Genomic DNA, 12,712 nt, shown 5'->3' with positions numbered 1-12,712 from the left:
GTACTGAGTATTATAGAATAATGCTACTTTTGAGCATAAACGGTCAAGGGCCGGCAGTCGCTACCTGGCGGCCACCACCTCGACCTCCACCAGCATGCCGGGATCGGCGAGGCCCTGGACGATCAGCAGCGTCGAGGCGGGATACGGCGCCTTCGGGAAGTATCGGTCGCGGATCGTGCGATAGGGCACGATGAAGCGGCTGTCGGTGAGGAAGACGTTGACCTTCACGACGTCGCCGAAGCCCATGCCGCCGCTCTTCAGCACCTCGCGGATGTTCTTCCACACCTGGTCGACCTGCTTCTCGATCCCGGCCTGCAGCTTGCCCTTGGAATCGACGCCGACCTGGCCGGAGACATAGTAGAGCCGGCTTCCCGCCGGAACTTCGGCCCCGAGACTGTACTTGCCGGCCAGCGACACGGTCTTCGGGTTGTTGAACTTGATGGCCATGGCAGGCTCCCCCATCTAATAGTCGTCGTCCTGACAGGAACCCATCCGGACCGCATGACGTCAAGCACTTCGCCCATCCATATCGTCGGCGGCGGCCTCGCCGGCTCCGAGGCGGCGTGGCAGATCGCGTCGGCCGGGGTTCCGGTCGTGCTGCACGAGATGCGGCCGGTGCGCGGGACCGAGGCGCATCTGACCGACAGCCTCGCCGAACTCGTCTGCTCGAATTCCTTCCGCTCCGACGACGCCGCCAACAACGCCGTCGGCCTCCTGCACGAGGAGATGCGCCGGGCGGGCTCGCTGATCCTGCGCGCGGCCGACCGCCACAAGCTGCCGGCCGGCGGCGCGCTCGCCGTCGACCGTCACGGATTCTCGGCGGCCGTCCAGGAGACGCTGCTCGCCCATCCGCTGGTCGAGCTACGGCGCGAGGAAGTGGCCGGCCTGCCGCCGGACGACTGGGACAGCGTCATCGTCGCCACCGGTCCCCTCACCTCGCCGACCCTGGCGGACGCGATCCGCACACTGAGCGGCGAGGAGTCCCTCGCCTTCTTCGACGCCATCGCGCCGATCGTGCACTACGAGAGCATCGACCTGTCGATCGCCTGGAAGCAGTCGCGCTACGATAAGGGCGGCCCCGCCGGCGACGGCGCCGACTACCTCAACTGCCCGATGAACAAGGCGGAGTACGAAGCGTTCGTGGCGGCGCTGCTGGCCGGCGACAAGACCGAGTTCAAGGAGTGGGAGCACAACACGCCCTACTTCAACGGCTGCCAGCCGATCGAGGTGATCGCCGCCAGCGGCCCGCAGACGCTGCGCTTCGGGCCGATGAAGCCCGTCGGCCTGCGCGACCCGCGGACCGGCCACCGGCCGTGGGCGGTCGTGCAGCTGCGCCAGGACAATGCGCTTGGCACGCTGTGGAACATCGTCGGCTTCCAGACCAAGCTGAAGCACGGCGAGCAGACCCGGCTGTTCCGCACCATCCCCGGCCTGCAGAACGCCGAGTTCGCGCGCCTGGGCGGCCTGCACCGCAACACCTTCCTCAACAGTCCGCGCCTGCTCGACGGCGCCCTGCGTCTCAGGGCGCTACCCCGTCTGCGCTTCGCCGGCCAGATCACCGGCTGCGAGGGCTATGTCGAAAGCGCCGCCGTGGGACTGATGGCCGGCCGCTTCGCGGCCGCCGAGCGGCAGGGCATCACCGCCGCACCGCCGCCATCCACGACGGCGATGGGCGCGCTCCTGGCCCACATCACCGGCGGCGCCGATGCCGGCACCTTCCAGCCGATGAACGTCAATTTCGGACTCTTTCCGCCGATCGAGGGCACCTTGCGTGGCAAGGAGCGCAAGCAGGCACTGAGTGCACGCGCCCTGCGCGATCTCGACGGCTGGCTCGGCCCCGCGCCGCTCGCCGCGGAGTAACACTCCGTAACAGGACGCAACAGCCCGAAATCAATCGTTATTTCCCTTCGGCTCCGCGGCGCGGTCACATGAACTTCCCTGACCCACTCAACGGAGGCCGACGTGCAGAGCCCCAACAGTCTTGCTTTCGGTGCGGTCGAGCATGTGACCCTGCAGCTCGACATCCTGCGCGAGATCCGCCGCTACCTCACGCCCTACCAGACCCGGGAGGCGCCGATCACGGGACAGACCGTCATCAGCGACGGCGCCACCATCGATTCGCTCACGCTCATGGACATGCTCATGGAGCTGGAGGATCGTTTCGACGTCTCCATCCCCACCCGCATCGTCGCCGAGGTGCGCACGGTCGACCAGCTCGCCGACGCGATCGTGGCGCTGCGCGCGGCGGGGTGACGGCGGCAGGTTACGGCGTCTTCCTCAGACGTGACTTCGGCCCTCGGCGCTGGAAAGATGGCGCACGTCTCCGCAGCGAGGCGCGGACGGTGTGAGGAGAAGACGGCATGAGGTTCCTGATCGCCCTGCTCCTGCCGTGGCTCACCTTCTTCACGATCGGCCGGCCGATCGCCGGCGTCATTTGCCTGGTGTTGCAGATCACGCTGATCGGCTGGCTGCCGGCGACCCTGTGGGCCATCTATGCGCTGAGCAACTGGCGAACCGACAAGGCCATCGAGAAGGCCGTGGGCGGCAGCAGGATGTGACAGCGTGCGGGGGCCGATCGCGTCCCGCGCCGCCGCCCCCGCTTCTCCGACACATCCCGCGCATGCCCCCATGAGATAAGCTCGTGGGCAATTCTGCCGAACTCTGCCAGATTGCCGGCGTCAAACGTGTATCTACACAGGTAGCCCATGAGTCCCGCCGAGCGCCGGCAGATGATGCTGGCCGGGCCGATCGTGCCCACCATCCTGGCGCTGGCCGCGCCCAACGTCCTGAACGTGGCCATGCAGAGCCTGGTGAGCGTCTCGGACGGGCTGTTCGTCGGCCGGCTCGGCACCGTCGACCTCGCCGCGCTCGCCCTCGTCTTCCCGACCCAGATGACGCTCGGCATGATGTCGGCAGGTGCCATGGGCGGCGGCATCTCCTCCTCCGTGGCGCGCGCGCTCGGCGCCGGCAACCGGGCGGCCGCCGAGGCGGCGGCGGCGCATGCGCTCGCCATCGCGCTCGGCATGTCCGTCCTGTTCGCCATCGTGTTCGTGGGCTTCGGTCGCAGCATCTTCGGCCTGCTCGGCGGCAGCGGCGCTGCGCTCGACCGCGCCGAGGCCTTCGCCACGATCCTCTTCCTGGGCTGCTCGGCCCACTGGGTCGCGAATTCGATGGCATCCGTCCTGCGCGGCACCGGCGACATGAAGACGCCGGGATATGCCCTGGTCGCGACGGCGGCGCTGCAGATCCCGCTCACCGGCGCACTGACGCTGGGCTGGTTCGGCCTGCCGGCGCTCGGCATCCGCGGCCCGGCGCTGGCCGCCGTGATCGCCTTCGCCATCGCCGCGGTGTGGATGCTGAGCCGCCTCACCGGTGCCAACGCCGCGCTGCGGCTGCGCTGGCCGCGCGACGGCTTCCGCTGGCGCGCCTTCAACGACATCCTGAAGGTCGGCCTGATCGCCTGCCTGGTCGTGATCCTCACCAACAGCACCGTGCTGGTCGTGACCGGGCTGATCGGCCGCGAGGGCGACGGGGCCATTGCCGGCTACGGGATCGGCAGCCGGCTGGAGTACATGCTGATCCCGATCAGCTTCGGCATCGGCGCAGCGCTGACCGCGCTGGTCGGCACCAATATCGGCGCCCGCCAGTACGCCCGTGCCCGGCGCCTGGCCTGGACGGGCGCGGCGATGGCCGGCGCGGTCGCGGCACTGATCGGCCTCGTCGTGGCGCTGTGGCCCGACCTGTGGCTCGGCCTGTTCACCCAGGATCCGCGCGCGCTGGCCTCGGGCCGTCACTATCTCAGCATCGTCGGCCCGGCCTACGGTTTCTTCGGCGTGGCGATGGCGCTCTACTTCGCCTCTCAGGGCACCGGCGAGATGTACTGGCCGGTCGCCGCCAACCTCACGCGCATCACCATCGCCGCCGGCGGCAGCATGCTGGCGCTCGACCGCTTCGGCTGGGGCGTGTCCGGCCTCTACGCCTGCGTTGCGACCGGCATCGTCGCCTTCTCGCTGCTGCTCGCCTTCTCGACGACGCGACGGGCCTGGACTGGCGCCTGACCGTCCGGCCCGACCGCCAATCGACGCAACGCACGAAACGATTCGCCGCGCCCGCGCAATCGGCGGGTTACCGCCGGCCGCCATGGTGGCTCCCATCAGGAGCCCGCCATGTCCCCGTCCCCGATCCTTCGCCTCGTGCTGTTCGTCGCGATCCTCACCGCCGCTCTTCCCGCCTCGGGACGCGAGCCCGAGCAGGCCGCGCTGGCCGGCAACGCCCTGCGAATCGCCGCCACGCACTACGCCGCCGCGCGGCCGCATGCCCCGGTCGGCCCCGACAACTCCTCGGCCGACGTCCAGCGCGCCTACGCGCTGCACCGGAAAGGCGACGTCGACGGCGCGCTCGCCGCCTACGACGATGTGCTGCGGCGGTTTCCCGACTCCGTGCCGGCCCTGCTCAACCGCGCCGTCCTTCTGTCCACCCTCGGCGCCGCGCCGGCTCGGGCGCTGCCTGATCTCGACCGCGTGCTGGTCGTCGAGCCCCGCAACCGCGACGCCCTGACGTTCCGGGCCGACGCCCATCTGCGGCAGGGCGCCTACCGCGCCGCCCTGACCGACCTCGACCGGCTCGTCGCGCTCGCGCCGGCCGAGGCCCAGGCGCGCGTGCTGCGCGGCGTCGCCCGCGCCGCGCTGGGTCAGCCGACCCTGGCACGGTCGGACTACCAGGCCGCGCTGTCGCTCGACGCCGGCAACGTCGACGCGCGGGTCAACCGTGCCGCCCTCCTGGCGGCCGATGGCGCCTTCGACGCGGCGCGGCGCGACCTCGACGAGGCCCTCGCCCGCCAGCCAGGCCATGCGCTCGCCCACTACAATCGCGGCTATGTCCGCTTCGCCATCGGCGACCGGACCGGCGCCGTGGCCGACTACGACGCGGCCCTCGCGATCGACCCGGGCTTCGGGCAGGCCCATCTCAACCGCTGCATCGCCCGCAGCGCCGCCGGTGAGGACGGCGCCCGGGCCGCCGCCGATTGCGCCGCCGCGCGCCGTCTACTCGCGCCAGCGACACCGTCGGGCGAGCGTCACCTCCTCAACTAGATGGATTAGGATGGTTTCGCCCTATCTTAATTGGAGCGCCCAGGACGCAAGCACTTGTGGGCTCACTCGAGGTGCTGCCCTATCCGTGGCGTCCCGCCGAATTAAGATAGAAAAGATAGTTTCGCTGACGAGTTCGTCGGGGAGCCGTGGCGCTCCCCGACATCACACCGACGAACCAACGATGAATAGAGCGAATGCCTCGCTGAATGGTAGCACGGAAGTATTGCCGGAACAATAACCATAGTGCTTGTCGCGGGTGCGACAAGGCCGCCATGAAGACCATCCTCGTCATCGGCATCGGCGTCGGCGATCCCGACCAGCTCACCCTGCAGGCGGTGCAGGCGCTGCGCCGCGCCGATGTCTTCTTCGTGCTCGACAAGGGCCGCGAGAAGGCCGACCTGCGCGGCCTGCGCGAGGAGATCCTGCGCCGCCATGCCGGCGAGCGGCCCTACCGCATCGCCGAAGCGCCGAGCCCGCCGCGCGACGGCGCGCCGGCCGACTATCGAGCCTGCGTCGACGCGCTGAACGAGGCCAAGCAGGCGGTGTTCCGGACGCTGATCGAGGGGCTGGCGGAGGGCGAGACCGGCGCCTTCCTCGTCTGGGGCGATCCGATGCTCTACGACAGCACGCTGCGCAACCTCGATGCCCTCAAGGCGGCCGGCCTCGCCTTCACGCACGAGGTCATTCCCGGCATCACCGCCATCCAGGCACTGGCGGCCGCGCACAGGATCCCGCTCAACCGAATCGCCGAGGCGGTGACGGTCACTACCGGCCGGCTGCTCGCCGACGGCTTCCCGCCCGGCATCGCCAGCGTCGTCGTGCTGCTCGACGGCGAGGACACCTATCGCCGCTTCGTCGGCCAGGACGTCGAGATCTTCTGGGGCGCCTATCTCGGCACGGCCAGGCAGATCCTGGTCGCCGGCCGCATCGACGACGTCGCCGAGGAAATCCATCGCCGGCGGCATGCCGCTCGCGCGGCCAACGGCTGGATCATGGACACCTATCTCCTGCGCCGCCTCCCGTCCTGACCGGGCCGGGCGTGCCGCCGCTCAGCGGCGGCGCAGGACCTCGGGCAGGAAGCGACCGTCGTTGACGCCGACCTCGCGCGCGATGAGCCGGTTGAGCTGCTCGCTCAGGCGCAGGATAAGGGCGCGGTGGGCCTGCGGGTCGACGGCGAGGTTGACCAGCTCGTCGGGGTCGCGCTCGAGGTCGAACAGTTCGAGGTCGTTGCCGGCCAGCAGCGCCTCGAACGTCGTCGGCGTGTTGAAATTGTCGGGCGCGTAGTAGCGCGAGAACTTGTGGCGGCCGTCGTAGGCGAAGCTGATGAAGCCGCGCAAGGTCATGTCGGGCCGCACCTCGGTGAAGGGCGGCGCCGCGCGATGGGTCGCCACGTCGCGGCACACGCGCATCATGTACAGCGGATCGACGGTCTGCAGGCCGACATAGTTGAACAGCACGGCCTCGCGCACCGCGTCCAGCGCCGCCTGGCCGGGATCGCGCAGCAGCGGGCTGAAATCGCGCCCCGGCAGCCCGGCGGCCTCGATCTCCCGGCGCGCCGCCTCGCCACTGCCGAGGCCGGCGAGCGTCGGCACGAGATCGATGTGGCTCGTGAGCGCCCGGCACGTCCGTCCGCCGGCATGCTCGGGATGGACCACGACCATGGGCACGTGCGTCTCCTGCTCGTAGGGCAGCGGACCCTTGCCCCGCAGGCCGCCATGCGAGCCGCCGAGCTCGCCATGGTCTGCGGTGCGCACCATCACGGTCGACGACCAGAGGTCGAGCGCCGACATCGCATCGATGACGGTCTGCAGGTTGCGGTCGTTGTCGCGGATCAGGTTGAGATAGAAATTGTAGTAGTCCGTCCACATCGCGTCGGCATCGACCGGGATCTCGCCCAGGAAAGCCGACCAGCCGACCTTGTAGGCGAGCTGGGCGCGCGGCCGGCCGGGCTTGTCGAGCGGCTCGCGCTGGCTGGGCGACGGCGCGAAGCGCCATCGCTTCGCATAGAGTTCGTTGTCCGGCGGCGGCGTGATGGTCTGGCCGACCATGGACTTCTGCTCCGGCCGGCCCGGCTGGTTGACGTCGCCGTACATGATGTCGTGCGGCGACACGAAGCTCACCACCAGCAGCCAGGGCGTACCGGCCGCGTTCAGCGCCTGGCCGTGCGTGCGCATCCAGCGGACCGCCTCGGCGGCGGTGTAGACGTCGGTGTCGTAGCCCTGGTTCGGCGCGCCGACCTTGTCGCCGTCGGGCGCGAAATTGTCGAAGCCGTAGGCCGTGAGCGCGTCGCTGTAGTTCACCGTCCGCTTGGGATAGATGATGTCGCGACGCAGCTCGAACTTGCCGAACCAGGTCGTCGCGTAGCCCAGCTTCTTGAAGATCTTGCCCAGGCTCGGCCGCTCGGGCGACAGGCTCGGCACGTAGCCGAGCTCCATCTGGTCGTAGACGCCGTTCACCTGCGGCGGCACGCCCGAGACCATGACGCCGCGCGAGGGCGTGCACATCGCCGCCGCGATATAGTGGTTGAGGAACGTCGTGCCGCGACGCTGCAGCTCTTCGCGGGCCGGCGTCGCGTAGCCTTCCGCCGGGCGCAGATGGTGGGCCTCCTCGTCGGTGATGACGAGGACGACGTTGTAGGGACGGCCGAGCGGCGAGGCGCGGCTGGCCGGACGAGCCGGCGCGGCCCCGCCACCGGCGGTCTGGGCGATCGCCGGCCCGTCGACCGAAGCGAGCGCCGCCGCGCCAAGTCCCGCCTGCAGCAGCGACCGACGGCGAAGGTCACGATTATCCGTCATGGAGTCTGTCCTACGACAGGGTGCAGACGGTGTGAACCCCGGATCGGCGACCGGCGCCGGACGAGCGATCGGCCGTCGTGGCGCGTCGGCTTGCCAGTTCGGCCCCCCTCGACTAGGCAGGGCAAGCCAGCAGAAAGCAGCAGAGTCTCCCTTGCCCAAGTAAACGCCGGTCTCAGCAGTTCCCCGATCGTGCGGCGACGCCCCTGCGACGCCGCGTGTCTTTGCGCATGAGCTCGTCGGGGCGGCGGTTGGAGACCGGTTTGGCATCGCTGACCGCGCGCGTCCTCCCGACGGCTGCACGAGCTGCTCCCTGTCCGCTTCTCGATCGTCCCTGCCACGCCGTGCCCGTCCCGGGCCTCGCTCCTGTCGCCGCTTCGCCGGGCTTCCCAACGGGAAGAGCCAACCGGCGTGTCCAGCATCCTCAGCGTCCGATGGACGATCACTCCCCTTCTAGCCCCGCAACCCTGGCTCCATTGCAGCCGCTGTCGTGCCTCGCGATGCTTCCGCAGCAGCGACAGGTTCCGGGTCAATGCCAACGGCCGGCGCATCGATGCCTGGCTGATCTATCGATGCACCGCCTGCGACGGGACGTGGAACCGCCCCGTCGTGGAACGCCGGGAGGTCTCCACCCTCGGCCGTCCGCTCCTCCAGGCGTTGCAAGCGAACGATCCCGACCTGGTGCATCGCCTCGCTTTCGACGCCGCGAGCCTCGGGCGATGGACGGCACAGGTGCGGGAATTCGACGAGGTGCTGGTGACGAGGCAGGTGCTGTCCGAAGGATCGCGGCCGTTCCAGCGGCTGGAGATCGAGTGCCGGGTATCCCAGGCGACCGGACTGCGCGCCGATCGGCTGCTGGCGAGCGAGCTCGGGCTCTCCCGCAACGCCATCCGGAAGCTGGGGCGATCGTCGCAGCTCGTGACGATGCCGCCGGACGTCGATCTTCGCCGGCCGCTGCGCGACGGGCTGCTTCTGATCATCGACACCGCGTCCCTCCCCGAGGGCATCGTCGAGCACGCGGCGGGGCGGAGCGTCCCGTCGCGGCCGGCCTGAACGCTCGCCCTCAGCCCAGCCGCAGCAGCGGCACGGCGGCGGCGGCCAGCAGCACGGCGAGGATTCGCGCCCGCGTGAAGGACTCCTTGAGCCAGAGGACGGCGATCAGCAGCGCGAAGACCGCGCTGGTGTCGCGCAGGGCCGCGGCCGGGGCGATCGGCGCGTGAGCCCAGACCCAGAGGATGAGGAGATACGACGCCATCGATGCCAGCGCGACGGGCGTCGCGACGACCCAGTGATCGCGCAGCCACCGCCAGGGCGGGCCTGCTTCGCGCTGCCGCCAACACATCGCCGCGGCATTGGTGATCGACACGACGAAGCCGTAGGCGAGCGGCGATCCCGCCGCCCGCACACCCTGGGCATCGCACAGGATGTAGGCCGCCGTCCCCAGTCCGGCCATGCAGGTCCAGCCGAGGGCCGGCCTCGAGAAGCCGCGATCGCGCAGCGTGTCCCAGGACAGGACCGCGAGCGACAGAGCGATGACGGTAATCCCGGAGAGCGCGGCCGAACCCGGCCAGCCGCCGGCGAAGATCGCCACCAGCGGGACGACCAGGAGGACGGCGATCGCCCGGTTGACCGGATAGACGACGCCGAAGCCGCCCAGCTCGTAGGCGCGCAGGAGCGCGCGGATGGTGAGCACGTTCATCGCCGTCGAAGCGGCGATCCAGGGCCAGGCGGCCATCGCCGGCAAACCCGACCAGAAGAGCGCCGGCACGACGAGCAGCGCGCCCACCAGCATCTGCGCCGCCATGGCGCGCGCGGGATCGCGGCTCGCCTTCACGGCTGCATTCCAGCCGGCGTGCAGGGCGGCGCTCGCGAGCGCGGCGGCGACGTCGATCGCGTCCATGGCCGGGCCGTTCAGCCGTGCGGCCGGTGGTCGATGATCACGGCGTAGCGTGCGGGCTTCGCCGTGCGATTGCGGTAGGTGATCGGCCGGTCGAGCTGCATGGCGAGGCAGTCTCCGGAAGCGAGCGTGTGGCGCGCCTCCCCCAGCGTCACCTCCATCGTCCCCTGCAGCACCCAGATCTGCTGATGCGTGACGCCCGGCCGTGCCCCGGTCTCGTAGGCGACGCGGGCACCGGCGGGAAAGACGACCTCGACGATCTGCAGCGGCGAGGCGACGCCGGCCGGCGAGACGTTGCGCCGGACGTAGCCCGACGCCGGATCGCGCCATTCGACCTGGTCCTTGCGGCGGGACACCGGATCGGCCGGCGGCGACGGCGCCTCGAAGAGCGCGGCGAGCGGCACGCCGAGCCCGGTCGCGAGCTTCTCCAGCACGACCGCCGTCGGGCTGCACTCGCCGCGCTCGATCAGCGAGATCATCGAGCGGCTGACGCCGCACTGGCCGGCCAGGGCGTCGAGCGCCAGCCCGCGCTCGGCGCGCAACCCGCGCACGCGCGCGGCGATGCGATCGTTGATATCCATCGTTCTGGAGGCTTGTCCAATATACTGGACGCGTCAAGCGTCAGCCGCGCGCGACACGGGCGCGATCCGCCGCGCGACGGCTCAGTCGACGACCCAGAACTCGTGCGGCTGGTCGATGTTGAGGTCGCGGTCCGTGGTCTCGTGCGGCTGCGCCTTGTGCAGCCGGTAGCGCTTCTGGGCGACCTCGACGACGGCGCGGTTGTCGTGCCGCTCCATCACCGTGCCGCCGAACGGGTCGCCGTCGGGCAGGCTGCCGTAGAACGTGTCGCCGCCGTGCAGGGTCGGGACCTCGTCGGGATCCGCCCTGTCGCGCTGGAGGACCAGCACCGTCCCGGTGCTCAGCGTCTGCATCAGCAGGGATGCCTGCCAGTTCGCCATCGCGCTCTCCCCTGTCCGGTCGGCGGCATGCTAACAACGCTGCCCATCGACGAACAGCGGGAGACAGGGCCATGAGCGCCACCGAGACCAAGGGACTGCAGCTACGCTCGCGCATCAGCAAGGGCGGCGACCTCGAATTGTCGCTCGTGGAGGTCGTGACCCCCGAGCCCGGCCCCGACCAGGTCGTCGTCAAGGTCGAGGCGACACCGATCAACCCCTCGGACCTCGGCCTGCTGCTGGGGCCGGCCGACATGGCCACCTTCAAGGCGTCGGGCAGCGGCGCCGGCGTCAAGGTGACGGCCAAGGTACCGGCGGCATCCCTGCCCTTTTTGGCCGCCCGCCTCGACCAGGCGATGCCGGTCGGCAACGAGGGCGCCGGCACGGTGGTCAAGGCGGGCTCGTCGGAGGCGGCGCAGGCGCTGCTCGGCAAGACCGTATCGATGATCGGCGGCGCGATGTACGCCCAGTACCGCCTGCTCAAGGCGACCGACTGCCAGCCGCTGCCGGCCGGCACCACGGCAGCCGAGGGCGCCTCGTGGTTCGTCAACCCGCTGACCGCGCTCGGCATGACCGAGACGATGAAGCGCGAGGGCCACACGGCGCTGGTCCATACCGCCGCCGCCTCCAACCTCGGCCAGATGCTGAACAAGATCTGCCTCGAGGACGGCATCCCGCTGGTCAACATCGTGCGCAGCGCCGCCCAGGCGAAGATCCTGCACGATATCGGTGCGAAGCATGTCGTCGACTCGACGGCGCCCGATTTCATGGACGCGCTGACGCAGGCGCTGGTCGAGACCGGCGCGACCATCGCCTTCGACGCGATCGGCGGCGGCAAGCTCGCCAGCCAGATCCTGACCTGCATGGAGATCGCGCTCGGCAAGACGGCCAAGGAGTACAGCCGCTACGGCTCCACCACGCACAAGCAGGTCTACATCTACGGCAGCCTCGCCACCGGTCCGGTCGAGCTCACGCGCAACTACGGCATGGCCTGGGGCGTCGGCGGCTGGCTGTTGACGCCATTCCTCCAGAAGATCGGTCGCCCCGAGCAGGTCCGCCTGCGCGAGCGCGTCGTGAAGGGGCTCAAGACCACCTTCGCCAGCCATTATACGAGGACCGTGTCGCTGCCCGAGGCGCTCGACGTCGCCAACATCGCCGCCTACGGCAAGCGCGCGACCGGCGAGAAGTTCCTGATCGACCCGAGCAAGGCCTGAACCGTCGCGGCACGCGACGTCCCGTGGCCGAGAAGTGGCCACGGGATCGCCTGAAGGTTCCGCTGCAACCCTCTGGTCGCCTTCGCCGTTCACCCCGTCGAGACACAAACGAGGAGAGGCGAACATGCTGCGGATCAAGACCTTCGCGATCGTCGGCGCCCTGGCGCTGGCCACGGCTGCCTGCGGCGACCGCCCGGTCGACCGCGCCCTGACCGGCGGTGCGATCGGCGCCGGCGGCGGCGCCCTGGTGGGCGCGGCGGCGGGCAACCCGCTGGCCGGTGCGGCGGTCGGCGCCGTCGGCGGCGCGGCCATCGGTGCCGCCACGGCCCCGCGCCAGAACTACTACTAGGCCCTCCAGCCCATACAAGCTTCGGGCGGCTCGAGCCGCGGTCCCCCTTACGGGATCGCGGCGGCCGCCCGAAGTCGCGAGTCGGTCAGGGGCGCGGCAGGGTCACCCACTGGTCGAAGCGATAGACGAGGAGCGCGCCGAACAGCGGCAGCGCCGCGTTGGTGACGGCGCAACACCTCGGCAACGAAGAAGCTCCAGTTGGTCCCCAGGCCGGACGGTGACCGAGACGAGGGTCATGACCGCGGCCGCGGTGCGATGAGGGGACGCCCGCCCCTGGAGCCCGATGTCATCCTGAGCGAAGCGAAGGATCTCATGATGATGGCCACCGGAGTCCCTGTTTCACGGCCATGAGGTCCTTCGCTTCGCTCAGGACGACAGGAGGGAACTACGCCACCGCCCTCTTCGGCGCACAGA

Annotated in this window: 14 protein-coding genes; 9 read left to right on the top strand and 5 right to left on the bottom strand. The window is 70.1% G+C overall.

From position 1 onward, the window contains the following. Positions 1-60 precede the first annotated feature (60 nt). Entirely contained in the window at positions 61-447 is a 387-nt protein-coding gene (locus ACO073_RS11645) for a RidA family protein (RefSeq protein WP_421997561.1), read from the bottom strand. A 54-nt stretch (positions 448-501) separates the two neighbouring features. On the opposite strand from ACO073_RS11645, the gene trmFO reads away from it, so the two are divergent. The 6 genes from trmFO (at position 502) to cobF (ending at position 6,118) form a co-directional block, all read left to right on the top strand. Beyond that, complete coding sequence (trmFO, locus tag ACO073_RS11640) at positions 502-1,860, top strand: methylenetetrahydrofolate--tRNA-(uracil(54)-C(5))-methyltransferase (FADH(2)-oxidizing) TrmFO (RefSeq protein ID WP_421997560.1); 1,359 nt, start codon at positions 502-504, stop codon at positions 1,858-1,860. A 102-nt stretch (positions 1,861-1,962) separates the two neighbouring features. Next, positions 1,963-2,253, top strand: coding sequence for an acyl carrier protein (locus ACO073_RS11635; protein ID WP_421997559.1), 291 nt, complete (start codon positions 1,963-1,965; stop codon positions 2,251-2,253). Positions 2,254-2,360: 107 nt separating this feature from the next. After that, positions 2,361-2,558 carry a YqaE/Pmp3 family membrane protein gene (locus ACO073_RS11630; RefSeq protein WP_421997557.1) on the top strand — a complete coding sequence of 66 codons (198 nt, stop codon included), beginning with the start codon at positions 2,361-2,363 and terminating at the stop codon, positions 2,556-2,558. A gap of 147 nt (positions 2,559-2,705) precedes the next feature. Beyond that, on the top strand, positions 2,706-4,058 hold the full coding sequence (locus ACO073_RS11625; protein WP_421997556.1) for an MATE family efflux transporter: 1,353 nt from the start codon (positions 2,706-2,708) through the stop codon (positions 4,056-4,058). 108 nt (positions 4,059-4,166) lie between these two features. Then, positions 4,167-5,090: a tetratricopeptide repeat protein gene (locus tag ACO073_RS11620; protein WP_421997554.1), complete on the top strand. Its 924-nt coding sequence runs from the start codon at positions 4,167-4,169 to the stop codon at positions 5,088-5,090. 272 nt (positions 5,091-5,362) lie between these two features. Next, positions 5,363-6,118: a precorrin-6A synthase (deacetylating) gene (gene cobF / locus ACO073_RS11615; RefSeq protein ID WP_421997553.1), complete on the top strand. Its 756-nt coding sequence runs from the start codon at positions 5,363-5,365 to the stop codon at positions 6,116-6,118. 21 nt (positions 6,119-6,139) lie between these two features. Here the strand turns inward: cobF and ACO073_RS11610 are convergent, their stop codons facing one another. After that, a complete protein-coding gene (locus tag ACO073_RS11610; protein ID WP_421997552.1) occupies positions 6,140-7,885 on the bottom strand; it encodes a sulfatase-like hydrolase/transferase in 1,746 nt (581 codons plus the stop codon). A gap of 408 nt (positions 7,886-8,293) precedes the next feature. On the opposite strand from ACO073_RS11610, the gene ACO073_RS11605 reads away from it, so the two are divergent. Further along, on the top strand, positions 8,294-8,935 hold the full coding sequence (locus ACO073_RS11605) for a DUF1062 domain-containing protein (RefSeq protein WP_421997551.1): 642 nt from the start codon (positions 8,294-8,296) through the stop codon (positions 8,933-8,935). Between the two features lie 10 nt (positions 8,936-8,945). Here the strand turns inward: ACO073_RS11605 and ACO073_RS11600 are convergent, their stop codons facing one another. From ACO073_RS11600 to ACO073_RS11590, 3 genes are all read right to left on the bottom strand, one after another. Then, complete coding sequence (locus tag ACO073_RS11600; protein ID WP_421997549.1) at positions 8,946-9,782, bottom strand: EamA family transporter; 837 nt, start codon at positions 9,780-9,782, stop codon at positions 8,946-8,948. 11 nt (positions 9,783-9,793) lie between these two features. Beyond that, a complete protein-coding gene (locus ACO073_RS11595; RefSeq protein ID WP_421997547.1) occupies positions 9,794-10,360 on the bottom strand; it encodes a helix-turn-helix domain-containing protein in 567 nt (188 codons plus the stop codon). An 81-nt stretch (positions 10,361-10,441) separates the two neighbouring features. Next, complete coding sequence (locus ACO073_RS11590) at positions 10,442-10,738, bottom strand: hypothetical protein (RefSeq protein ID WP_421997546.1); 297 nt, start codon at positions 10,736-10,738, stop codon at positions 10,442-10,444. Positions 10,739-10,809: 71 nt separating this feature from the next. Between ACO073_RS11590 and ACO073_RS11585 the strand changes: the two genes are divergently transcribed. Beyond that, positions 10,810-11,949: a zinc-binding dehydrogenase gene (locus ACO073_RS11585; protein WP_421997544.1), complete on the top strand. Its 1,140-nt coding sequence runs from the start codon at positions 10,810-10,812 to the stop codon at positions 11,947-11,949. Between the two features lie 124 nt (positions 11,950-12,073). After that, entirely contained in the window at positions 12,074-12,298 is a 225-nt protein-coding gene (locus ACO073_RS11580; protein ID WP_421997543.1) for a hypothetical protein, read from the top strand. Positions 12,299-12,712 lie beyond the last annotated feature (414 nt).

Origin of the sequence: Reyranella sp. (assembly GCF_965229815.1) — a bacterium.
Taxonomy (GTDB): domain Bacteria; phylum Pseudomonadota; class Alphaproteobacteria; order Reyranellales; family Reyranellaceae; genus Reyranella.
The sequence above is the reverse complement of the archived record's forward strand: the minus strand, read 5'-3'. Positions and strand labels throughout refer to the sequence as shown.

Bases quoted from the DNA above. Each gene is read 5' to 3' on its own strand.
- ACO073_RS11645 (WP_421997561.1), bottom strand. From the start codon at position 447: ATGGCCATCAAGTTCAACAACCCGAAGACCGTGTCGCTGGCCGGCAAG.
- ACO073_RS11630 (WP_421997557.1), top strand. From the start codon at position 2,361: ATGAGGTTCCTGATCGCCCTGCTCCTGCCGTGGCTCACCTTCTTCACG.
- ACO073_RS11610 (WP_421997552.1), bottom strand. From the start codon at position 7,885: ATGACGGATAATCGTGACCTTCGCCGTCGGTCGCTGCTGCAGGCGGGA.
- ACO073_RS11580 (WP_421997543.1), top strand. From the start codon at position 12,074: ATGCTGCGGATCAAGACCTTCGCGATCGTCGGCGCCCTGGCGCTGGCC.
- ACO073_RS11620 (WP_421997554.1), top strand. From the start codon at position 4,167: ATGTCCCCGTCCCCGATCCTTCGCCTCGTGCTGTTCGTCGCGATCCTC.
- ACO073_RS11590 (WP_421997546.1), bottom strand. From the start codon at position 10,738: ATGGCGAACTGGCAGGCATCCCTGCTGATGCAGACGCTGAGCACCGGG.
- ACO073_RS11625 (WP_421997556.1), top strand. From the start codon at position 2,706: ATGAGTCCCGCCGAGCGCCGGCAGATGATGCTGGCCGGGCCGATCGTG.
- ACO073_RS11595 (WP_421997547.1), bottom strand. From the start codon at position 10,360: ATGGATATCAACGATCGCATCGCCGCGCGCGTGCGCGGGTTGCGCGCC.
- ACO073_RS11600 (WP_421997549.1), bottom strand. From the start codon at position 9,782: ATGGACGCGATCGACGTCGCCGCCGCGCTCGCGAGCGCCGCCCTGCAC.
- ACO073_RS11585 (WP_421997544.1), top strand. From the start codon at position 10,810: ATGAGCGCCACCGAGACCAAGGGACTGCAGCTACGCTCGCGCATCAGC.
- cobF (WP_421997553.1), top strand. From the start codon at position 5,363: ATGAAGACCATCCTCGTCATCGGCATCGGCGTCGGCGATCCCGACCAG.
- trmFO (WP_421997560.1), top strand. From the start codon at position 502: ATGACGTCAAGCACTTCGCCCATCCATATCGTCGGCGGCGGCCTCGCC.